Source organism: Streptomyces sp. NPDC048255 (genome assembly GCF_040652415.1).
Classification (GTDB): Bacteria; Actinomycetota; Actinomycetes; order Streptomycetales; family Streptomycetaceae; genus Streptomyces.
Genome location: NZ_JBEZMA010000042.1, coordinates 32,690 through 54,978, shown reverse-complemented (window position 1 = coordinate 54,978; position 22,289 = coordinate 32,690). Strand labels below are relative to the sequence as shown.

Below are 22,289 nucleotides of genomic sequence, written 5' to 3'. Positions count from 1 at the left end.
GACCGCGCCCGTGACCGGGGCCGGGGAGCGGCTCGCGCTGAACGGCATGGGCAGCTTCGAGTGGGAGCTGGACACCGGGTCGCTGGCGCTGGACGAGGCCGGCATGGCCGTCTTCGACCTGGAGCCGGAGGAGTTCGACGGCACCCCGGAGAGCCTGGGGCTGCGGATCCCCGCCGAGGACGGGGCGCGGCTGGCGGAGGCCGTGGCCACGGTCGTGGACGGCGGCGGGCAGACGTACGGCTCGTACTTCACGGTGCAGCGGCGCGACGGCCGCGACCAGTGGACGCACACCCAGGGCCGGGTCCTGCGGGACGAGGAGGGGCGGGCGTACCGGATCGTCGGCATCGTCCGCGACGCGACGGCGGAGCTGGCCCACGCGATGGCGCTGCGCAAGCTGGAGTCGGCCCGGGTCCAGCAGACGACGATCGTGCAGCGGACCACGGAGGCCCTCTCGCGGGCGGTGACGGTCGACGACGTCACGGCCACGCTCACCGGCGCGGGCGCACTGGAGCGGCTCGGCGCCGACGGGCTGGCCCTCGGGCTGGTCGAGGGCGGCACGATCAAGATGATCGCGCTGAGCGGGGAGACGCTGGAGATCCTCAGCGAGCGCAACTTCACCCGGCTGGACGGTTCGCTGCCGCTGTCCCAGGCCGTGCTCACCCGCAAGGCCCGCTTCGTCACCTCGCTCTCCGCCCTCGGCGAGGAGTTCCCGCTGCTCAGCGACTACCTGAACCGGATCCAGTACGACGCGGCGGCCTACCTGCCGCTGATCGCGCAGGCCAAGGCCATCGGCGGGCTGGTCCTCTTCTACCGGCGGCGCAGCGAGTTCAGCCCCGAGGAGCGCAACCTCTGCCTGGGCCTGGCGGGCATCGTGGCCCAGTCGCTCCAGCGGGCGCTCCTCTTCGATCAGGAGCGCGAGTTCGCGACCGGTCTGCAGGCCGCCATGCTGCCGCGCCGGATCCCGGAGATCACCGGCGGGGAGATCGCCGTCCGCTACCACTCCGCCTGGAGCGGGCGGGAGGTCGGCGGGGACTGGTACGACGTGATCTCGCTGCCCCGCGACCGGGTCGGCATCGTGGTGGGCGACGTACAGGGCCACGACACGCACGCGGCGGCCATCATGGGGCAGCTGCGGATCGCCCTTCGGGCGTACGCGGGAGAGGGCCATCCGCCGTCCACGGTGCTGGCCCGGGCCTCGCGCTTCCTCGCCGAACTGGACACCGAGCGCTTCGCCACCTGCATGTACGCGCAGGTGGACCTGGAGACCGGAGGCGTACGGGCGGTCCGCGCTGGCCACCTCGGACCGCTGATCCGGCACACGGACGGGCGCACCGGCTGGCCCAACGTGCGCGGCGGGCTCCCGCTCGGCCTCGCCACGGTCTTCGAGCAGGAGGAGTTCCCCGAGACCCGGCTCGACCTGGTCCCCGGGGAGACCCTCGTGTTGTGCACGGACGGCCTGGTGGAGGAGCCCGGCACCACCATCACCCAGGGCATGGACGCCCTCGCCCACGCCGTCCGCAGCGGTCCGCAGGAGGCCGGGGCACTGGCCGACCACCTCTCCGACCGGCTGTGGGAGCGCTGGGGCTCGGGCGACGACGTGGCCCTGCTGGTGCTGCGCCGGGCCCCCGACCCGGGCACCCACCGCGCCCCGCGCATCCACCAGTACATCCACCAGGCCGACCCGGAAGGGCTCTCCGAGGCCCGCTACGCCCTGCGGCAGGCCCTGCGCGACTGGGGCATGCCGGACCTCGCCGACGACGTCGAACTGGCCGCCGGGGAACTGCTGGTCAACGCCCTGCTGCACACCGACGGCGGGGCGGTGCTGACCATGGAGGTGCTGCCGGAGCCGGTCCGGCGGATCCGGCTGTGGGTCAAGGACCGCTCCAGCGTGTGGCCGCGTCGGCGGACTCCCGGCGAGGCGGCCACCACGGGGCGCGGGCTGCTGCTGGTGGACGCGCTGGCCACGCACTGGGGCGTGGAGTCCCGGGGCGACGGCAAGGCGGTGTGGTGCGAGTTCGACGCCGGGGGCAGCCCCCGGAACATGAGGTGAGCGGGCGGTCACCCCGAGTTGTGGGGTTGTGGGGCCGGGGTGATGATGCGGGCTATGAGACGGATCGTGCTGTGCGCCGGCTGAGCAGAGGCGCCGCGACGGGCATCCTGGCCCTGCTCCTGCTGGCGGCGGGGATGCCGACGGTCGTGGACTGGACGACGGGCCGCCCGCACGCGGACCCGGGCTGCCAGGCGGTGGCCTTCATGTCGATGACGGGCGTGGCGCCGGAGTGCCGCTGACGCGGCTGTGCCTCCGACGCGGCTGTGCCGCTGACGCCCGTCTGCCCCGGTCGCCCGAGTGCCGCTGACGCCGGCGTGCCCCTGACGCCCGAGTGCCGGTAGCGGCGGCTACCGGCCGGGCGTCGTACGGCCGGTGGGGTCAGCCCACGGCGATCAGCCGGATCTCCCGGCGCTCCTCGGCGACCGTGTCGATGGAGCGCGGCATCAGGCCCGAGAAGTGGATCTCGTTGAGCTGGGCCCCGGCCAGCGCGGCGCCCGGGTGGATGCCCGGCGTGTACTTGAGCGAGCCGGTGGCCTCCCATGCGTGCTCCTCGCCGTCGCAGTCCGCCTCGCCGCCGCCGAAGGCGAGCCGCGTGCCGCCCTGGGTGACGGAGGCCGAGATCTGGAGCTTCGCCCGCGTGGGTGACGGGTTGGTGCAGTGGTAGGTGCCGGAAAGGGTGACCGTACCGTCCTCGGAAATGTGACCGTACTCCTGTACGGAAATTCCCTGCTCGTAGACGGTGGCCTCGGCGGGGGCGGTGAATACCGCCGCGGCGGCCAGAGCCGACAGTGCTGCCACGGCCATGCGGGTTCCGTGAATAGCCATTGTTCCTCCGAGTGGATGCAGGTGGCGGGATTCCATCGGAACGCATTGTGCTGGCAGTCGGGCGGCAACTCGCTCCGCATGCTCGTGTCGGTGTGTGCAATTGCCCGCTCGGGCGCGTGAGACTGACCGAAATACATCCCCGAAGGGATCACGCATGCGTCAGTCCGCCGCCCCCGTCCTCGCCGCCGCCCTCGTTCCGTTCCTCCTGTTCGGTGCCACGGCCTGCCAGAACGCCCCCGAGGGCGCCGCGCTCGCCCCCGCCGCGGTGCCCGCCGTCCCGGTGGACGACGGGGTGCCGGGCGCGGGCGAGGACCCCGGCCGGGCCCCGGGGGCGGCGGCCGCGCCCGGAGCCGTGCCGCCCGCCGTGAAGGAAGCCCATGTGGGCGACTCCGTACGGGTGCGCGGCGCACAGGTCGGCCGGCACCTCCAGGTGGTGCTGAACGCGTACGTGGACCCCGCGGTCAGCGTGGAGAAGAACTTCGTCCCGCCCGCGGGCAAGCGCTGGGTGGCCGCCTCGATGTCGTTCGTCAACGTGGGCGGGGCCTCGTACGGGGCCCTCGGGCGCATGTGGGCGCACGACAGCGCGGGGCAGCGCCACCCGGTGGTGCCCACCGGTGAGCTGACGACCGGCAAACCGCTCGTCTTCGATTCCCTGGAGGTCGGTGAGCGGGCCGAGGGATGGGCGGTGTTCGAAATCCCGGAAAACGCGCGCATTGTGCGGCTCCAGTATCAGGACGCGAACATCCAGGCGAATTCCGGAGGGGGTTTCTGGGGCGTCTAGCCCGCCCGGGTGAAAGGCCGTGAAAGAGCCGGGCGAGAGGCCACTAGGGTCGGCGTATGACTTCTACTCAAGCCGAAATCGACCGGTCCCAGCTCGGCACCCTTTCGGTGCTCGCCTGGATCGGCGACCCCTCCGAGGCCCACGACATCCCGTACCTCCTCGCCTACACCCTCGGTGACGGCCCGGGGGGACGGGCGGCCGGTGAGGAGGCTGCCCGCGGGCTGCTGGAGGAGATCGGCCTGCCCATCGGCGACGTCGTCATGGACGGCACCCGCAACCCGGCGGCCTTCCCGGTGCAGATCCTCCTGGAGGGCAATCAGATCGCCCTCACCCTGCCCGGGATGAACGCCCAGTGCACCGCACCCGACGAGTGGGTCGCCGCGGCGGACGAGAGCGGACAGGCGTACTTCCTGTTCGCCACCCGCGCCTGGCCCGAGGCGGTCCCGGGCAAGCCGGTCGACGCGGAGACCCTCCAGGCGTTCGCGGGCGACGAGTCGGTGCTCACCGGCAGCGCCCACTGCGTGCTGTCCGTGCGCCGGCTCCAGAAGTAGCAGCCGCCGGCCGGGCCGCCGCCGTCCTGCTCCGGCCGCCGGGCTCCCAGCCTGCCCGGTGGCCGGTCACGCCCCGGATCAGGGGCGCTCGAAGGCGAACCGCAGCGAGCGGACCCGGTTGTCGAAGTTCGAACCCGCCAGATCCGGCAGGCCCACCGCGCGCAGGCCCACCGGCCGGGTCAGGAGCTCGCGGAAGAGGGCCTTCATCTCCACCCGGGCCAGGTGCGCGCCCAGGCAGAAGTGCGGGCCGCCGCCGCCGAACCCCAGGTGTGGATTGGGCGAGCGGGTGATGTCGAAGGCGTCGGGGTCCGGGAAGACCGCCTCGTCGCGGTTGGCGGAGGCGTAGTAGAGGACCACCTTGTCGCCCGGGCGGAACAGGTGCCCGTCCAGGGTGTGTTCGGCGGCCACCGTCCGGCGGAACTGGATGATCGGCGTCGAGTGGCGGATCATCTCGTCGACCGCGCCGTCCGCGTACTTCTCGAAGTCCGAGAGCAGCAGGTCCCGTTGGTCCGGGTGGTCGGTCAGCAGGGTCAGGCCGTGCGTGATCGCGTTGCGGGTGGTCTCCACCCCGGCGACCATCAGGAGCGAGAAGAAGGCGCCGAGCTGGCGGGACCCGAGGGCCTGGCCGTCCACATTTGCGCACACCAGCGCCGAGATCAGGTCGTCGGTGGGGTTCTTGCGCCGCTCCCGCCCGATGCCCGCCACCATGCGCTGCATCCGCGCCAGGGCCCGCAGACCGCGGCCGGGCATCCGCAGCCGGGTGGTCAGTCCGCGCTCCACGCCGATGTTCTCGGAGGCGTGGTTCACCCGGTCGGCGATCTCCGCCCGGTAGTGCTCCGGGATGCCCATCATGTTGCAGATGACCTCCAGGGGCAGCCGGGAGGCCACCGCGGAGACGAACTCGTCGGGCCGCCGGTCGAGTACGTCGTCCACGATCCGGGCCGCGACCGCGTGGATGTCCTCCTCGGCGGCCGCCAGCAGCCGGGGCGTGAAGGCCCGCTGCACGATCTTGCGGAGCTGGGCGTGGTCGGGGCCGTCCAGATTGACCATCGAGTCCCCGAACAGGGCCCGCACCCAGCGGGCCGGCTCGGGGGTGGTCACCCCGGGGGCGCTCGCGAACACCTTCGGCAGGCGGCTGGCCTCCTGGACCTGGCCGTGCCGTACGAGGGCCCAGTGGCCCGGCCCTTGCCCTTCGGGCACGTGGACGGGGCCGCCTGCGGCGCGCAGGCGGGCGAAGGCGGCCAGGCGGTGGGCGGGGGGCTGCTGCCAGAAGCCGGGCTCGGCGAGTTCCCTGCCGGGGGCTTCGCCGGGGCGTTGTGCGGGGAGTGTCATGGCCTGGAAAACGGTGTCGGGGGCGCGGGAGTGACGGTTCGGCGCTGCGCCGTTGCCGGGACTCCGCCCCGGACCCCCGCGCCTCGAACGCCGGCGAGGCCGGATCCTTCAGCGGCGCCGGACGGCGTCAATGGTCCGCTCGCGTGGCCAGGGTCACGCCGACCGCCACCGTGGCCGTCGCGACCAGGCCCGCGTACAGGACCGCGTACGCGCCCGTCCAGGTGCAGGCGAGGATCGCGAGGGCGCAGAGCGGCAGGGTCAGCTGCTGGGCGGGGCCGCGCTTGAAGTGGCGGGAGTGCAGCAGCCACACCATCAGCAGGAACAGGGCGGACGGGACGGTGACGGCGGCGTTCGCGGCGAGCTGCGAGATGTGGGCCTTGCCCACCGCGTGCTCCACCGCGACCTCGATGCCCGCTCCGATCGCCGCGCCCGAGGCGAAGATCAGCAGGTGGCCGTAGCCCCACGGGATGGCCTCGCGGTTGGAGGCCAGGTGCTCGTGCATCGGCACCGCGAAGTAGATCCACCAGGCGGCGAAGACGATCAGCAGTCCGCCCGCGGCGATGGGCAGCAACTGCCCCAGCGCCTCGTGCTCGTCGATCGCCGACTTCACCGCCACCGTGCTCGCGGCGATCGTCTCGCCCAGCACGATGATGGTGAACAGGCCGTACCGCTCCACGATGTGGTGGGCGTGCCAGGGCGTCTGGTGACCGTGCTCGGCCACCACCGGGACCAGCAGCTCGGCCGCCACCATCACCAGGAACAGCCACCGCCTGGCGTCCTCCGGGGCGAACAGCAGCCCCACCCAGCCCGCCTGGCAGATCACCAGCCCGGCCGCGTACTTCAGGGCCGCCGTGCGCGCCGGGCCGCTCTCCCCGGCCGCGGCCCGCAGCCATTGGGCGGTCAGCGCCACGCGCATGATCAGGTAGCCGATGACGGCGACCGTCCAGTCGTTCTCGTCGAAGGCGCGGCTCACCCCGGCCGCGTAGACGAGGACGCCGGCGATCTGCACGAGGGTCGCGATCCGGTACGGGACGTCGTCGCAGTCGTAGGCGGAGGCGAACCAGGTGAAGTTCATCCACGCCCACCACACGCCAAAAAATACGAAAAAGTACCCGATGACGCCGGTGCCGGGATGGCCCTCCGCCAGTGCGTGCACCAGCCGGGCGCCGCACTGCGCGATCGCGACGACGAAGCAGAGGTCGAAGAACAGCTCCAGCGGAGTGGCCGCGCGGTGGTCCTCTTCGCGGCTGCGGGCGGTCATGGGGGAGTAGGCCATAACGGCCAGCAGACCAGAGGAGGCGTCCTCAGCAGGCCAGACGCGCGGCCCGCGGCGCCCGCATGCCCCGGGCGGGCTCGTGGTGGGTTCGTGGTGGGGCCGGGGGCCGCAGGACTCCTCCGCCGGCCTACCAAGGCACCGGGGGCGACGGGACTTTGTCCCGGTCACCCCCGGTGCCTTGTCCTCTGCCGCGGGCGCGCCGGTCAGCGGAGTCTGGATAGGTCAGAACCCTTCTCGCAGTTCAGACCCCCTTTGACCCCCAGGAAGTGCCATGAGTTCCGCCACGCAGGAAGCGCAGAGGACGCCGCTCGCCGCCGACCCGGCGCAGTACCGGCCCGGCCGTACCATCACGCAGTGGACGCCGGAGGATCCGTCCTTCTGGCGCTCCACGGGGAAGAGGGTCGCGACCCGCAACCTGTGGATCGCCGTACCGGCCCTGCTGGTGGCCTTCGTGGTCTGGCAGGTGTGGAGCATCACGGCGACCAACCTGAAGGACGTCGGCTTCGGCTTCTCGCAGTCCCAGCTGTTCTGGCTGACGGCGGTCCCCGGCATCACCGGCGGCACCGCGCGCATCCTCTACACCTTCATCGGCCCGATGATCGGCCAGCGCCGTTTCACGGCGATCTCCACCGTCGTGCTGATCGTGCCGCTGCTGTGGCTGGGCTTCGCGGTGCAGCACCCGGACACCCCGTACGGCACGATGGTCGCGATCGCCGCGCTGTGCGGCATCGGCGGTGCGAACTTCTCCTCCTCGCTGGCCAACATCGGCTTCTTCTACCCGAAGCAGGAGAAGGGCAACGCGACCGGCATCAACGGCGGCCTGGGCAACCTGGGCGTCTCGGTGGTGCAGCTCCTGACGCCGATCCTGATCACCTCCTCGGTCCTGGCGATCGGCGCGGGCCAGAAGAAGGCGAACGGCTCGGAGATCTACCTCCAGAACGCGGCCTTCGTCTGGGTGCCGGTCCTGATCGTGCTGGCGGCCGTGGCCTGGTTCGGGCAGAACGACCTGAAGGTGGCCTCCACCCCCTTCAGCCAGCAGAAGATCATCTTCAGGCGCAAGCACAACTGGCTGATGACCTGGCTCTACGTCGGCACCTTCGGCTCGTTCATCGGCTTCGCCGCGGCGCTGCCACTGCTGATCAAGACCACCTTCCCGGCGTACTCCGTGGCCACCTACGCCTGGATGGGCCCGGCGCTGGGCGCGCTGGCCCGCTGGGCGGGAGGCTGGATCGCCGACAAGCTGGGCGGCGCGCGGGTGACGATCCTGTCCTTCGTGGGGATGGCCGCGTCGATCATCGGCGTGATCACCTTCCTCCCGGCCGGCTCCGACCAGGGCTCCTTCTACGGCTTCTTCTTCTGCTTCCTGTCGGCCTTCTTCTTCTCGGGCATCGGCAACGGCTCGACCTTCCGCCAGATCCCCGTCATCTTCCGCGGCCAGCACCTGAAGGGCCTGACGGAGGGCACGCCGCAGTACGCCGCCGCGCTGAAGCAGGCGGAGATCGAGTCGGGCGCGGTGACCGGCTTCACCGCCGCCATCGCCGCCTACGGCTTCTTCTTCATCCCGGCGATGTTCGCCAACTTCGCCGTGACGAGCGCGATGTGGGGCTTCGTGGGTTTCTACGCCTCGTGCGTGGTCGTGGCCTGGTGGTTCTACGCCCGCCCGGGAGCCGAGGCCCCCAGCTAGTGCTGTGACCGCACCAAACCCTGTAGACCCCCTAGTTCTCCACGTGGACCGGCATCAGGAGCGAGAACGTGTCCTCGGTGTCGGTCCGGCGGATCGCCAGGGGAGCCTTGGCGGCGCCGAACTCCAGGACCAGGCGGTCGGCGGCTGCGGCGTCGAGGGCGTCCAGCAGGAAGTCCCGGTTGACGGCGACCTTGTCCCGGTCGTCGTCACCGTCTTCGCAGACGGTCACGACGTCCTCGGCCGTCACCTTGAGCACGCTGAGGTCACAGGACGGACCGTCCTCCCCGCCCACCTCGCTCGCACGGACGGGACCGGTCGCCACCGCCTCCCGGAAGGCCGCGACGTCGACCGGGGCACGGCGCCCCGCGGGCAGCCGGACGAGGCGGCGGTAGTCGGGGAAGTCCTGGCCGAGGCACTGGCCGGCGGTCTGGCGGTCCTCCGTCTCCAGGAGTACGCGGTCTCCGTCCACGGTGAGCCGGGCGGAGGCTCGTCACTCAGCAGGGCCCGCATCGCGTCGGCGAGCGGGGACGGCACGACGACCTGCACACGGGACCCGTCGTGGCCGTCGCGCCCGTCGTGCCCGTCGTGTCCGCCGTGCACGTCGATAGCCGCTTGAGCGACAGCCATCCGGTACCGGTCGGTGGCCACGACACGGAGCGCCGCACCCTCGAAGTCGAACAGGACGCCGCCGAGCACCGGCAGCTCCGGGTCGGTACTGGCGGCGAACCGGACCGCGTCCAGAGCGGCGGCCAGCTCACGTGCGGAGACGGTCGACCGGACGGAAGTGGTGCGGGGCAAAGCCATGGGATTCTCCCTGAGTTCGAGTAGTGCTCGGATCGTGGAGAACTCACCGCGGGCATCGGACAGCCCCCGTTCCATCCGGTGCAGATGCGCCCGGAGCAGTGTGCGCACCAGATCGGTGTCGGCGGCGGACCAGCCGGCCAGTACCAGCCGGATGTCGGCCAGCGGCATGCCCGCCCGGCGCAGCCGGGCCAGCAACCGGGACTCCCCGAGCTGCTCCGGGCCGTACCAGCGGTAGCCGCTCACCGGGTCCACCCAGGCCGGGACCAGCACGGCGGCCCCGTCGTAGAACCGCAGGGCGCTCACGCTCAGCCCGCTGTCCCGGGCCATTTCCCCGATACTGCGCATCTCGCTCTCCACACCCCGAACTCTCGGCCCTGTACCAGGTCGAGGGTCAAACCCAGCCGGCGCAGCTCATATTTGTGAATGCTTTCACAAGCTCACGATGGACCTTCGGCCCGGGCTAAAGCCCAGGTCATGGCAGGTGCGGGACCCCGCAGGCCGGGGCGCGCAGGACCTTCGGGCCCCAGGTCGGGACCAACGCGGCGCCAAATGATCGATCAAAAGGCGTGCAATGGAACCAAGCATTGAGGCGACTCGAAGAAGGTGCGGGCGATGACTGCCACCCCTGCGGAAACGACGAGGAACGGCGCGGCCTGGGAAGGCTTCAAGGGCGGGCTGTGGCGCGACGCCATCGACGTCCGCGACTTCATCCAGCAGAACTACACGCCGTACGAGGGTGACGACGCCTTCCTCGCCGGCCCCACCGAGCGCACCACCGCCGTGTGGAAGGCCATCACGGACAAGTTCCCGGAGGAGCGCGAGAAGGGCGTCCACGACGTCGCGTACGACATCCCGTCCTCGATCACCGCGCACGCCCCCGGCTGGATCGACCGCGACAAGGACCTCATCGTCGGCCTCCAGACGGACGCCCCGCTCAAGCGCGCGATCATGCCGTACGGCGGCTGGCGGATGGTCGCCGGCGCCCTGGAGACCTACGGCTACCCGGTCTCCGAGGAGCTGGAGAAGGTCTTCACCGAGTACCGCAAGACCCACAACGCCGGTGTCTTCGACGCCTACACCCCCGAGATCCGCGCCGCCCGCAAGGCCGGCATCGTGACCGGTCTGCCGGACGCCTACGGCCGGGGCCGCATCATCGGCGACTACCGCCGCGTGGCCCTGTACGGCGTGGACCGCCTCATCGCCTTCAAGAAGGAGGAGAAGGAGGAGCTGAACTCCCTCCCCGCGGGCCACCGTTCGCTGGAGGAGACGATCCGCCTGCGCGAGGAGCTCGCCGAGCAGATCCGCGCCCTCGCCGAGCTCAAGGCGATGGCGGCCTCCTACGGCTGCGACATCTCCGGCCCGGCCGCCACCGGCCGCGAGGCCATCCAGTGGCTGTACTTCGCGTACCTGGCCGCCGTGAAGGAGCAGAACGGCGCGGCCATGTCGCTGGGCCGCACCTCCACCTTCGTCGACGTCTACCTCCAGCGCGACATCGAGGCCGGACTCCTCACGGAGGAGCAGGCCCAGGAGCTGGTCGACGACTTCATCATCAAGCTCCGCATCGTCCGCTTCCTGCGCACCCCCGACTACGACGAGCTGTTCTCCGGCGACCCCACCTGGGTCACCGAGTCGATCGCCGGCATGGGCGAGGACGGCCGTCCGCTGGTCACCAGGACCTCCTTCCGCTACCTCCAGACCCTCTACAACCTCGGCCCGGCCCCCGAGCCGAACATGACCGTCTTCTGGTCGCCCGCGCTGCCGCAGGGCTTCAAGGAGTTCTGCGCCCGCGTCTCGATCGACACCTCCTCGGTGCAGTACGAGTCCGACGAGCTGATGCGTCCGCGCTTCGGCGACGACACCGCCATCGCGTGCTGCGTGTCGGCGATGCCGGTCGGCAAGCAGATGCAGTTCTTCGGCGCCCGCGTGAACCTCGCCAAGACCCTCCTCTACGCGATCAACGGCGGCCGGGACGAGAAGTCCGGCGCCCAGGTCGGCCCCGAGACCGGCGCCCTCACCTCCGAGGTGCTGGACTACGACCAGGTCATGGCCAAGTTCGACGAGCAGATGGAGTGGCTCGCCCGGACCTACGTCCACGCCCTGAACGTCATCCACTACATGCACGACCGGTACGCCTACGAGCGCATCGAGATGGCCCTGCACGACCGCGACGTGCGCCGCACCATGGCCTGCGGCATCGCGGGCCTGTCGGTCGCCGCCGACTCGCTGTCCGCCATCAAGCACGCCGAGGTCACCGCGGTGCGCGACGAGACGGGCCTGGCCACCGACTATCGCGTGGAGGGCGACTACCCGGCGTACGGCAACAACGACGACCGCGTCGACGACATCGCGGTGTGGCTGGTCGAGGAGTTCATGCGGAAGGTCCGCAAGCACGAGACGTACCGGGGCGCCGAGCACACCCAGTCCGTGCTGACGATCACCTCGAACGTCGTGTACGGCAAGAAGACCGGCAACACCCCGGACGGGCGCCGTGCCGGCGAGCCGTTCTCCCCGGGCGCCAACCCGATGAACGGCCGCGACACCCACGGCTACGTCACCTCGGCGCTGTCGGTCGCCAAGCTCCCGTACGAGGACGCCGAGGACGGCATCTCGCTGACCAGCACCGTCACCCCCGACGGGCTCGGGCGCACCCCTGAGGAGCGGATCGGGAACCTGGCGGGCGTGCTCGACGGGTACATGGCCAGCGACGGCTTCCACATGAACGTGAACGTGCTGAACCGCGACACGCTCATGGACGCCATGGAGCACCCGGAGAACTACCCGCAGCTGACCATCCGGGTCAGCGGCTACGCGGTGAACTTCGTCCGCCTCACGCGGGACCAGCAGCTCGACGTGCTGAACCGCACCTTCCACGGTTCCCTCTAGGGCTCAGGGGCGCTTGCCATGACCATCCTGCTCGGCCCGGACACCGTCCGCGCCGCCACCCCCGCAGGGGCCACCCCCGCAGCGGCCACCCCCGCGGCCGCCGCCACCCGGCGGCCGAGTGAGGGCTCGGTGCACTCCTGGGACCTGTCGACAGGGGTCGACGGACCGGGGACCCGGTTCGTGACCTTCCTGTCCGGCTGCCCGCTGACCTGCCTGTACTGCCACAACCCCGACACCTGGAGGATGCGGAGCGGCAAGCGCACCTCGGCCGACGACGTGATCGCCGAAGCCGCCAAGTACCGGAAGTTCATCTCCGCCTCCGGCGGCGGCGCCACCGTCTCGGGCGGCGAACCGCTGCTCCAGCCCGTGTTCGCGGGGGAGCTGCTGCACCGGATGAAGCACGAGCTGGGACTGCACACCGCCCTGGACACCTCCGGCTTCCTCGGCGTACGGGCCACCGACTCGCTGCTGCGCGACGTGGACCTGGTGCTGCTCGACATCAAGTCCTGGGACCGCGACACCTACCGGCGCGTCACCGGCCGGCCGCTGCGGCCCACCCTCGACTTCGCCCAGCGCCTCGCGGACCTCGGCAAGGAGGTGCACGTGCGCTTCGTGCTGGTGCCGGGGCTGACCGATGACCGGGAGAACGTGGAGGGCGTCGCCGCCTTCGCCGCCGGGCTCGGCAACGTCTCGCGGGTGGACGTCCTGCCCTTCCACAAGCTGGGCGAGGGCAAGTGGCAGGCGCTGGACATGAACTTCACCCTCCACGACACCCCCTCTCCCACCGCGGAGCAGGTGGCCGGGGCCAAGGCGGTCTTCGAGGCGCAGGGGCTCACGGCGGTCTGACCCCGTTCGGCCTAATCGCGAATAGGGCATAACGGGCCTAATCTATACAGACCCCCTAGCGTGGTGCTGTGTCCGAGCCCACAGAAGTCCTCGCCGAAGCCCCGCCACCCGCAGCACCCGAGACCCCACCGCCGGCCGGGAGGTCCGTCACCGCACGGGCCACCCTGGCCGGCACCGTCGTCTCGCTCCTGCTCATCGCCGCGATCGTGCTGGGCAGCCGGATGCTGCGCGACTTCGACTCGGCGCTGCTGCCGTACGCCGTCGCCACCGTCTTCCTGGCCTTCGGCGTGGCCTACCGGTACACGGTCTGGGTCTCCGCGCCCGGCGCCCGCCGGCTCTTCAAGAAGGGCTTCGGCAGCTTCTTCTCGGCCGACAATTTCCGCAAGGCGCCCACCGCCGTACCGCGGATGATCGCCACCTACCTCGGCTTCCAGAAGTTCCTCGGAGCCCGCTCCCGCGCCCGCTGGGCCGCCCACCAGCTCATCTTCTGGGGCTGCATCCTGGCCGCGCTCATCACCTTCCCGCTGACCTGGGGCTGGTTCACCTTCACCTCGGGCAGCGGCTCCGGCCCCGGCTACGAGATGCGGATCTGGGGCATCAAAGTGCTCGGCTTCGACTCGCTGAACATCCTGGGCTGGCTGATGTTCCACGGCTTGGACGTCGCCGCGGTCCTGGTCATCCCCGGCGCCTCGTACTTCCTGTGGCGCCGGATGAAGGACCGCGGCGCCATCACCGGCCAGCGGTTCGCCTACGACCTGCTGCCGCTGATCTGCCTGATCGTGATCTCGGTGACCGGGCTGCTCCTGACCTTCTCGTCGATCTTCCTGCACGGCGGCGGCTACGAGTTCCTGGCCATCCTGCACATGGTGTCGGTGGTGTTCACCCTCATCTACATCCCCTTCGGGAAGTTCTTCCACATCGTCCAGCGGCCGGCCGCCGTCGGCATGCAGCTGTTCAAGTACACCAGCCGCCAGGACGAGCAGGTCTTCGCCTGCAAGCGCTGCGGCGAACCCGTCGACACCGCCCCGTACGTGGAGAACCTGCGCGGCACGATGAAGGACCTGAAGCTCGACTTCGACGCCTGGGCCGAGTACTGCCCGCGCTGCAAGCGAGTGCTGCGCGGCAACGCCTACCTGACCCACGTCAAGAAGGGCTTCAAGTGACCGCGACGGACCCCGCCAAGACGGCCCCGCTGCCCCTCGACCCGTCCATCGCCCCGCCCGGCACGCGCAACTTCCGCGACGCCGGCGGCATCCCGGCCGACCAGTGGCACGCCGACCAGAACGGCGAGACGCTCGTCCCCACCCACTGCTGCTTCTGCGGCGTCCAGTGCGGGATGTACCTGCGCGTGGACAAGGGCGGCAAGGTCTTCGGCGTGGAGCCCCGCAACCACGACATCAACCGGATGCGGCTGTGCCCCAAGGGCATCAACGCCTACCAGCAGGTCAACCACCCCGACCGGCTGACGGCCCCGCTGATGCGCCGCTCCCGCGACGAGGAGTTCCGCGAGACCTCCTGGGACGAGGCCCTCGACTTCACCGTCGCCGAGATCCGCCGCATCCAGGGCGCCCACGGCAACGACGCCTTCGGGCTGCTCGGCGGCGCCAGCCTGTACTCGGAGAAGACCTACCTGGTCGGCAAGTTCGGCCGGGTCGCGCTGAAGACCCGGCACGTGGACTACAACGGCCGGCTCTGCATGGTCAGCGCCGCCGGCGCCAACAAGCTGTCCTTCGGCATCGACCGCGCCGCCAACCCCTTCTCCGACATCCTCCTCACCGACTGCCTGCTCATCGCCGGGTCGAACGTGGGGGAGTGCTTCCCGGTCATGACCCAGTACCTGTGGGGCGCCCGCGACCGCGGCGCCTCACTGATCGTGGTCGACCCGCGCGAGACCGCCGTCGCCCGCACCGCCGACATCCACGTCGCCATCAAACCCGGCACCGACTCGGCCTTCTTCAACGCCGTCCTGCACGTGATCGTCGCCGAGGGCCTGACCGACGAGCCCTACCTCGCCGCGCACACCACCGGCTGGGAGGAGGTCCGGCAGACCGTCCAGGCCTATCCGCCCGCGCGCGCGGCGGAGATCTGCGGCGTCCCGGAGGAGCAGATCGTCCAGGTGGCCCGCACGTTCGGCCGGGCGGGCAAGGCCATGGCCTTCCACGCCCGCGGGGTCGAGCACCACTCCCAGGGCGTCGAGAACTGCCTCACGATCATCAACCTGTGCGTGGCCACGGGGAACCTCGGCAAGCCCGGAGCCGGCTACGGCACCATCACCGGCCAGGGCAACGGCCAGGGCGGCCGCGAGCACGGCCAGAAGTCCGACCTGCTGCCCGGCGGCCGCTCCATCATGAACGAGGAGCACCGCCGCCAGATCTGCCGCATCTGGGGCATCGAGGAGTCCGAACTGCCGCCCGCCGGAACCTCCATGATGGAGATGGTCTGGCAGATGCAGCGCCAGGAGATCCGCGGGCTGATCGGCATCTGCAACAACCCCTTCGTGTCCCTGCCCAACTACGGCGTGGTCAAGGAGGGGTACGACACCCTCGAATTCCATGCCCAGTTCGACTTCTTCCTCTCCGAGACCGCCGCCAACGCGCACGTGGTCTTCCCGGTCACTGTCTGGGCCGAGGACGAGGGCGTCATGGCCAACACCGAGGCCCGCGTCGTCAAGCACAACAAGGCGCAGGAGCCGCCCGCCGGAGTGCGCACCGACACCTGGGTGATGTGCGAACTCGCCCGCCGCCTCGGAGCCGGCGACAAGTTCGACTTCCCCGGCTCCCGCGAGGTGTTCGAGGAACTGCGCGTCGCCTCCGCCGGAACCGTGAACGACTACTACGGCATCACCTACGAGCGCCTGGAGGAGACGGGCGGCATCATGTGGCCCTGCCCCTCCACCGACCACCCGGGCACACCCCGGCTGTTCGAGGGCGGCAAGACCTTCCACCCCGACGGGAAGGTCCACCTCCAGGTCGTCGAGTGGCACCCGCCGATGGACCCGTACACCGAGGAGTTCCCCCTCTCCCTCACCACCGGCCGGACCGTCGCGCACTTCCTCTCCGGCAACCAGACCCGCCGCCTGGGCGCCCTCGTCGAACAGACCCCGCGGCCCTGGGTGGAGGTACACCCCTCGCACGGCTTCAAGAACGGCGACCCGGTCCGGGTGGTCACCCGCCGCGGCAGCGAGGTCTTCCCGGCGCTGGTCACCGAGGCCATCCGCCCCGACACCGTCTTCATCCCGTACCACTGGCCCGTCCCCACGGCCGCGAACGCCCTGACCATCGACGCCCTCGACCCCCGTTCGAAGATCCCCGAGTACAAGGTCTGCGCGGCGCGGATCGAGGCCGCCACCCGGATCGACGAGGTCCCGGCGCCGCCGACCGCCCCCGGCCGCGAGGCCTACCCGGAGACCCAGGTGTCCCGGACCGACCCCCTGCCCCCCACGTCCTCGCAGGGCCGTGGAACGGCGGAGAGGAGCTGAGCCCGCCATGATGGGCCGCACGATCTTCATCGACCCGGGGCGCTGCATCGGCTGCCAGGCCTGTGTCTCCGCCTGCCGCGAATGCGACTCGCACCGCGGCAAATCCATGATCCACCTGGACTACACCGACCCCGGCATGTCCGTCGCCTCCCTCCCGACCGTGTGCATGCACTGCGAGGACCCGGTCGCGCCCTGCGCCGAGGTCTGTCCCGCCGACGCGATCCTGGTGACCGCCGACGGGGTGGTCCAGCAGGCCGACACCACCCGCTGCATCGGCTGCGCCAACTGCGTCAACGCCTGCCCCTTCGGCGTCCCGAAGATCGACCTCCAGGCGAAGCTCCAGATGAAGTGCAACCTCTGCTACGACCGCACCGCCTACGGCCTGGCCCCGATGTGCGCCACCGTCTGCCCGACCGGTGCCCTCTTCTACGGAACCCTCGAAGAGCTCCAGGCCGAGCGGCCCGGCGTCCAGGTCGCCGACTCCTTCGTCTTCGGCGACGTGGTGGTCAGCACCGGCGTGGCGATGGTCGTCCCCGCCGACAAGGTCCAGTGGCCCGTCCCCGGTGGCCTCCCGGTCGTCGAGATCAACGGAGTGGATGTGCGATGAGCCTGACCGAACAGCCCGCTCCCGCACCGGGTCCCGATCCGGTCGACGGCGACGGCGACGGCGCCGCCGACCGGCTCCGTGACCGGATCAGCGCCGACTCCCTCACCACCCGCCGCGACTACCTGCGGATCGTCGCCACCGTCTCCGGCGGCCTGGCCATCGGCGGGGTCGGCGTGGCCGCCGGCATCCTGCACCGGCACGGCGACAGCGAGACCCTCCCCGAGACCCGGAAGGTCGCCGACGCGCTGGAACCGGGCCAGTCCGTTGCCTTCCGCTTCCCCGGCGACGAGGACCGCGCCCTCGCGGTACGGCTGGCGGACGGCTCCCTCGTCGGCTACTCCGCCGTCTGCACCCACCTGGCCTGCGCCGTGCTGTGGCGCGAGGACCGGGGCAACGACGGGGAGCTGTACTGCCCCTGCCACGAGGGCGTTTTCGACGCCCGCACCGGCGAGGTGACCGCGGGGCCGCCGCCGCGGGCGCTCCCCAGGATCTTGCTGACCGAACAGCCCGACGGCAGTGTCTGGGCCGTCGCCACCGCCCGGTCGGGAGAACCGGCCAGGGAAGCCCTGTGCCGGCAGTTCCTCGACTCCCGGCCCGACATGGCGCGGGAGCTGGGCTGTCCCGGTGCGGACCGCGCCACCGAGAGCAGGCGGACATGAGCGACGCGCAGCTGCCTCCCCGCCCCGACTACCGCCCCGGCAGCGCCGATCCCCGGCTGAACAGGCCGGTGCGGGAGCGGTATCCGCAGATCCGCTCCACCAGCGGCTACGGAGACCCGCGGATCCGGCACACGGGCCCCGGCCCGGGCGCCGGCACCGAGCAGGAACCGGAGCGGGCCTCGAAGCTCAACGCCCGTCTGGCCCTGGCGCTCACCGTCGTCGTGGGCCAGCTCTGGGGGCTGACCGTGACCGTCAACGAGTGGATGAAGGGCAACACCGGCACGGCCTGGTGGGGGGCGGGATTCCTGGTCCTGTCCTTCCTCGTCGTGATCGCGCTATGGCTCCTCGACCCCAAGGACCGGTGACCATGTCGATACCCACGCCCACTTCGCGCAAGGTGCCCTCGCACCGTGCGGAGACCTACAAGCCCGGCGCCACCATCGGCGACTGGCGGCCCGAGGACGAAGCCTTCTGGCAGTCCACCGGCCGCAGGGTCGCCCAGCGCAACCTCTGGGTCTCGATCCCGGCGCTGATGCTCGGCTTCGTGGTGTGGCAGGTCTGGTCGGTCACCGTGGTCAAGCTGAACGACGTCGGCTTCGCCTTCTCGGCGTCGCAGCTGTTCTGGCTGACGGCCGTCCCAGGTATCACCGGCGGCACCTTCCGGATCCTGTACACCTTCATCGGGCCCAACTTCGGCGAGCGCAAGTTCACCGCCTTCAGCACGCTCATCCTGGTCGCGCCCATGCTGTGGCTGGGCTTCGCGCTCCAGGACACCGGCACCCCGTACTGGGAACTGGTCCTGATCGCGGCCGTCTGCGGCATCGGCGGCGCCAACTTCGCCTCGTCGATGGCCAACATCGGCTTCTTCTTCCCCAAACGGGAGAAGGGCAGCGCCAACGGGCTCAACGGCGGCCTCGGCAACCTCGGCGTGAGCGTGGTCCAGCTGGTCGCCCCGCTGGTGGTCACCGCGGCCGTACTGGGTGCCCCGGCGGGCGGCCCGCAGCACGACGCGAAGGAGAACACCGACATCTGGCTGCAGAACGGCGCCTTCCTGTGGGTGCCGCTGCTGGTCGTGATGGCGCTCCTGGCCTGGTTCCTGATGAACGACCTGCGGGTGGCCGCGGCCCCCTTCAGCCAGCAGAAGATCATCTTCAAGCGCAAGCACAACTGGCTGATGACCTGGCTCTACGTCGGCACCTTCGGCTCCTTCATCGGCTTCGCCGCCGGCCTGCCGCTGCTGATCAAGAACAACTTCGAGGCGCAGGGCTACCAGGCCACCACCTATGCGTGGCTCGGGCCGTTCGTCGGCGCGCTCATGCGCTGGGGCGGCGGCTGGCTCTCCGACAAGATGGGCGGCGCCAGGGTCACCATGCTGTCCTTCGTCGGCATGGCGGCCTCCCTGGTGGTGGTGATCTTCGCGCTGCCGCACCCGGGCGACCAGGGCAGCTTCTGGACCTTCTTCATCGGCTTCCTGGCGGCCTTCGCCTTCTCCGGCCTCGGCAACGGCTCGACCTTCCGGCAGATCCCGGTGATCTTCCGGGAGCAGCACATGCGGGAGGCCGAGGGCAAGGGCCCCGAGGCGCAGGCCGCGGCCCTGAAGCAGTCGGAGATGGAGGCGGGCGCCGTCACAGGCTTCTCCTCGGCCATCGCCGCCTACGGCTTCTTCTTCATCCCGGCGATGTTCGCCGCCATGGCGGTCACCCACGCGATGTGGCTGTTCATCGGCTTCTACGCCACGTGCCTGGCGGTGTGCTGGTGGTTCTACGCCCGCAAGGGCGCCGAGGCCCCCAGCTGAACCTGGTCCCCCGCGGGGGCGGCCGTACCCTGGAGGCATGAGCACCGCCCCCGCCTCCGACCCGCAGCCCGCGCCGAGCGGCGACCGCCCCGCGCACGGGACCGGGAAGCCCCGGCCCAGGCCCAAGCTGGTCTTCGACGACCCGCTGGACCAGCAGTCCTCGGACGACACCGACCGCGGCTGGGGCGAGCGGCCGCCCGCCGGCGGAAGCGCGGCCGACCTGGCCCGCTTCCTCGACGAGAAGCCCCCGCACCACATCTGACCGGACGCCGCGGTGCTCGGCGCCGACCGGCCAGGACCTCCAGCGCGTCGCGGACCTAGAGCGCGTCGCGCTGACCCGTCGGGCCGTCGCCGCCGCCCTGGGCGCCACGCTGGGCCACCAGCGCGTCCCGGATCTCCTTGAGGACCTCCAGCTCGGTGATCTCCATGGTCTCCTGGACGCCTTCCTTGGCCCTGCGGCGGGCCTCCACCTTGGCGAGGTACTTCGCCATCGGCAGCACCATCAGGAAGTACACCACCGCCGCGGTGATCACGAAGGTGAGGGTCGCGTTGAGCACCGAGCCCCAGAGGATCTCGACACCCGTCGGCTGACCGCTCGCGTCGAGGCCGCACGGGTCCTTGAGGCACGACTTGTAGACGTCGAGGTTCTTCGTCCCGATGGCGCCCACCAGCGGTCCGATGATCCCCTTGACGATGGAGTTCACGATGTTCGTGAACGCCGCGCCGATCACAACGGCGACCGCCAGGTCGACCACGTTGCCGCGCATCAGGAAGGCCTTGAAGCCCGCCAGGACGCTCTCCTTCTTCTTCTCGCTCACCACTGAGCCTTTCTTCGTATCTGCCGAACACGGAGCCAACGGTTCCGAAAGCTACGGCAGTCCGGGCGCGGCGTGTCCAATCGGCGCCCACCCGAAGGCGACTTGACCGGCCGTCCGTACGATTCAGCACAACGTCACCGCCAGCCGAGTCACGGCACCCGCCCCCACGAGTTCCCGCGCGGTGTCCCGGTCCACGGCCAGCACCACCAGCGCCCCGCCGTCCCCGACACCCTGCTCCGCAGCGGGGACTTCGGCGACCCGGGCCCCCGAGGCCACCACCCGGGGCGGCCCGGCGCGCTCCGCCGCGACCACGTCGACCCGGTCGCCGGGCCGCAGCAGCCGCACCGTCCCCGCGTCCGCGATGCGCACCGGCGCGGACACCATCCGCACCACCGCGGCGGGCTGCTCCACCACGGGCGGTGCGGCGCCCCGCGAAGCCTGAGCCTCCGTCCCGCCCACGGCGAGCGCCGCCGCTACGACGGCCAGCCCGGCCGAGACGGCCCGCCGGCGCCGTCGCACGGCCCGGCGCAGCCGGCCCCCGCCCCGCCCCACGCGCAGCGGGGGGAACGGGGGGACGGGCCGTGCGGGGGCGCACGGAGAACAGCCCGCCGGGGCTGCCGCCGGAGCCACTGCGGAGGGAGTGGAAGGAGCGGAGGGAGCGAAGGAGGCAGAGGGAGAGGTTCGGGCAGGAGCGGGAGCGCCCCGCGAAGGCGCGTGGGCAGAAGCCCGGGCCGAGGCCCCGGAAGCCGCGGAAGTGTGCGAACCGGCGCGGGAAGGAGCCGGGGACGCCGAACAGGTCGCAGGAGTACGGGACATGAGGACCACCGCCAAGCCGATGAGTGCCGTGCCCGGACCCAGCGCCCGGACACCCCTCACGATCCGCCCTCCCGCCCGGCCCCGCCCGAGCCTGTGGACGATCCCCAGCTTGTGGAAAACCCCGTCACCCGCACGAGCGGCGGAGCCCGGCGGAGCCAGGGGTGTCTCGTCGATCAGGCCGGACCAGCCCGGCGCGGCACCGGCCGCCCCGGGCCCGGCATGATCGGCGAGGCAGAGCTACGGCAGCTCGATGCCCAGGTCCCAGCCGTCGTGCGCGTGCGTGCACAGGCAGGCGCGGGACTCCGTCGACGGAAGCGCCGCCACCGCGTCGAAGAGCACCTCGCGCAGGCGGCCGACGTTCTCGCCGAACACCTTCAGGACCTCCGTGTGGGACACGCCCTCACCGGTCTCCGCACCGGCGTCCAGGTCCGTCACCAGCGCCATCGAGGTGTAGCAGAGGCCCAGCTCACGGGCGAGCACCGCCTCCGGGTGGCCCGTCATGCCCACCACCGACCACCCCGCCGCGGCATGCCACCGCGACTCGGCGCGCGTCGAGAAGCGCGGCCCCTCGATGACGACCATGGTGCCGCCGTCGACCGGCTCCCACTCCCGCCCCCGGGCCGCCGCCAGGGCCACCGACCGCCCCACCGGGCAGTACGGGTCGGCGAAGGTGGTGTGCACGACGTTCGGGATGCTTCCGTCGGGCAGCGGCTCGCCGTCGAAGTACGTCTGCGCCCGGGACTTCGTACGGTCCACCAGCTGGTCGGGAACGAGCAGCGTGCCCGGACCGTACTCGGCCCGCAGGCCGCCGACCGCGCAGGGGCCGAGCACCTGGCGCACGCCGACCGAGCGCAGGGCCCACAGGTTGGCCCGGTAATTGATCTTGTGCGGCGGGACGGTGTGGCTGCGCCCGTGCCGGGGCAGGAACGCGACCTGGCGGCCGGCCAGTTCGCCCATGTACAGGGAGTCGCTCGGGGGCCCGTACGGGGTCTCCACCTGGACCTCGGAGACGTCCTCCAGGAAGGAGTAGAAGCCCGAGCCGCCGATGACACCGATCTCTGCGTTCGCCATGCCGCCACCCTAA

Annotated in this window: 20 protein-coding genes and 1 pseudogene; 14 read left to right on the top strand and 7 right to left on the bottom strand. The window is 71.2% G+C overall.

Going from position 1 to position 22,289, the window contains the following annotated elements:
- The first annotated feature begins 10 nt into the window (after window positions 1–10).
- Window positions 11–2,050 carry a SpoIIE family protein phosphatase gene (locus tag AB0D94_RS27240; RefSeq protein ID WP_362056565.1) on the top strand — a complete coding sequence of 680 codons (2,040 nt, stop codon included), beginning with the start codon at window positions 11–13 and terminating at the stop codon, window positions 2,048–2,050.
- Between the two features lie 71 nt (window positions 2,051–2,121).
- Window positions 2,122–2,289, top strand: coding sequence for a hypothetical protein (locus AB0D94_RS27235; RefSeq protein ID WP_362056542.1), 168 nt, complete (start codon window positions 2,122–2,124; stop codon window positions 2,287–2,289).
- 139 nt (window positions 2,290–2,428) lie between these two features.
- Here the strand turns inward: AB0D94_RS27235 and AB0D94_RS27230 are convergent, their stop codons facing one another.
- Complete coding sequence (locus tag AB0D94_RS27230; protein WP_362056540.1) at window positions 2,429–2,854, bottom strand: DUF6299 family protein; 426 nt, start codon at window positions 2,852–2,854, stop codon at window positions 2,429–2,431.
- Window positions 2,855–3,029: 175 nt separating this feature from the next.
- Here AB0D94_RS27230 and AB0D94_RS27225 point away from each other — a divergent pair, with 175 nt between their 5' ends.
- Together AB0D94_RS27225 and AB0D94_RS27220 are read left to right on the top strand one after the other, a co-directional pair.
- Window positions 3,030–3,656 carry a hypothetical protein gene (locus tag AB0D94_RS27225; RefSeq protein WP_362056538.1) on the top strand — a complete coding sequence of 209 codons (627 nt, stop codon included), beginning with the start codon at window positions 3,030–3,032 and terminating at the stop codon, window positions 3,654–3,656.
- 56 nt (window positions 3,657–3,712) lie between these two features.
- Entirely contained in the window at window positions 3,713–4,207 is a 495-nt protein-coding gene (locus AB0D94_RS27220; RefSeq protein ID WP_362056536.1) for a DUF5949 family protein, read from the top strand.
- 78 nt (window positions 4,208–4,285) lie between these two features.
- Here the strand turns inward: AB0D94_RS27220 and AB0D94_RS27215 are convergent, their stop codons facing one another.
- Complete coding sequence (locus AB0D94_RS27215) at window positions 4,286–5,539, bottom strand: cytochrome P450 (RefSeq protein ID WP_362056534.1); 1,254 nt, start codon at window positions 5,537–5,539, stop codon at window positions 4,286–4,288.
- A 127-nt stretch (window positions 5,540–5,666) separates the two neighbouring features.
- Window positions 5,667–6,815, bottom strand: coding sequence for a low temperature requirement protein A (locus tag AB0D94_RS27210; RefSeq protein ID WP_362056532.1), 1,149 nt, complete (start codon window positions 6,813–6,815; stop codon window positions 5,667–5,669).
- Window positions 6,816–7,086: 271 nt separating this feature from the next.
- Here AB0D94_RS27210 and AB0D94_RS27205 point away from each other — a divergent pair, with 271 nt between their 5' ends.
- A complete protein-coding gene (locus AB0D94_RS27205; protein ID WP_362056530.1) occupies window positions 7,087–8,499 on the top strand; it encodes an MFS transporter in 1,413 nt (470 codons plus the stop codon).
- A 31-nt stretch (window positions 8,500–8,530) separates the two neighbouring features.
- Here AB0D94_RS27205 and AB0D94_RS27200 read toward each other — a convergent pair.
- A pseudogene (locus tag AB0D94_RS27200) lies at window positions 8,531–9,648 on the bottom strand (MerR family transcriptional regulator).
- A 267-nt stretch (window positions 9,649–9,915) separates the two neighbouring features.
- Between AB0D94_RS27200 and pflB the strand changes: the two are divergent.
- The 9 genes from pflB (at window position 9,916) to AB0D94_RS27155 (ending at window position 19,833) form a co-directional block, all read left to right on the top strand.
- Window positions 9,916–12,186: a formate C-acetyltransferase gene (gene pflB, locus AB0D94_RS27195; protein ID WP_362056528.1), complete on the top strand. Its 2,271-nt coding sequence runs from the start codon at window positions 9,916–9,918 to the stop codon at window positions 12,184–12,186.
- 18 nt (window positions 12,187–12,204) lie between these two features.
- Window positions 12,205–13,032: a pyruvate formate-lyase-activating protein gene (pflA, locus tag AB0D94_RS27190; protein ID WP_362056526.1), complete on the top strand. Its 828-nt coding sequence runs from the start codon at window positions 12,205–12,207 to the stop codon at window positions 13,030–13,032.
- Window positions 13,033–13,100: 68 nt separating this feature from the next.
- Entirely contained in the window at window positions 13,101–14,195 is a 1,095-nt protein-coding gene (locus AB0D94_RS27185; protein ID WP_362056523.1) for an MFS transporter, read from the top strand.
- The gene (locus AB0D94_RS27180; RefSeq protein WP_362056521.1) at window positions 14,192–16,510 is read left to right on the top strand and encodes a molybdopterin oxidoreductase family protein; all 2,319 of its coding nucleotides are present in this window, start codon (window positions 14,192–14,194) and stop codon (window positions 16,508–16,510) included. Before AB0D94_RS27185 ends, AB0D94_RS27180 begins: the two co-directional genes overlap by 4 nt.
- A 7-nt stretch (window positions 16,511–16,517) precedes the next feature.
- A complete protein-coding gene (locus AB0D94_RS27175; protein ID WP_362056519.1) occupies window positions 16,518–17,117 on the top strand; it encodes a 4Fe-4S dicluster domain-containing protein in 600 nt (199 codons plus the stop codon).
- Window positions 17,114–17,776 (top strand): Rieske (2Fe-2S) protein, encoded by a 663-nt coding sequence (locus tag AB0D94_RS27170; RefSeq protein ID WP_362056517.1) that lies wholly within the window; start codon window positions 17,114–17,116, stop codon window positions 17,774–17,776. Before AB0D94_RS27175 ends, AB0D94_RS27170 begins: the two co-directional genes overlap by 4 nt.
- On the top strand, window positions 17,773–18,141 hold the full coding sequence (locus tag AB0D94_RS27165) for a hypothetical protein (protein WP_362056515.1): 369 nt from the start codon (window positions 17,773–17,775) through the stop codon (window positions 18,139–18,141). Before AB0D94_RS27170 ends, AB0D94_RS27165 begins: the two co-directional genes overlap by 4 nt.
- A gap of 2 nt (window positions 18,142–18,143) precedes the next feature.
- Entirely contained in the window at window positions 18,144–19,571 is a 1,428-nt protein-coding gene (locus AB0D94_RS27160) for a NarK family nitrate/nitrite MFS transporter (RefSeq protein WP_362056513.1), read from the top strand.
- A 37-nt stretch (window positions 19,572–19,608) separates the two neighbouring features.
- Window positions 19,609–19,833, top strand: a complete 225-nt coding sequence (locus AB0D94_RS27155; protein ID WP_362056511.1) for a hypothetical protein — start codon at window positions 19,609–19,611, stop codon at window positions 19,831–19,833.
- A 55-nt stretch (window positions 19,834–19,888) separates the two neighbouring features.
- Here the strand turns inward: AB0D94_RS27155 and mscL are convergent, their stop codons facing one another.
- From mscL to AB0D94_RS27140, 3 genes are all read right to left on the bottom strand, one after another.
- The gene (gene mscL / locus AB0D94_RS27150) at window positions 19,889–20,389 is read right to left on the bottom strand and encodes a large conductance mechanosensitive channel protein MscL (protein ID WP_362056509.1); all 501 of its coding nucleotides are present in this window, start codon (window positions 20,387–20,389) and stop codon (window positions 19,889–19,891) included.
- Between the two features lie 123 nt (window positions 20,390–20,512).
- Window positions 20,513–21,019: a hypothetical protein gene (locus tag AB0D94_RS27145; RefSeq protein WP_362056507.1), complete on the bottom strand. Its 507-nt coding sequence runs from the start codon at window positions 21,017–21,019 to the stop codon at window positions 20,513–20,515.
- A gap of 423 nt (window positions 21,020–21,442) precedes the next feature.
- The gene (locus AB0D94_RS27140; RefSeq protein ID WP_362056506.1) at window positions 21,443–22,276 is read right to left on the bottom strand and encodes an S-methyl-5'-thioadenosine phosphorylase; all 834 of its coding nucleotides are present in this window, start codon (window positions 22,274–22,276) and stop codon (window positions 21,443–21,445) included.
- Window positions 22,277–22,289 lie beyond the last annotated feature (13 nt).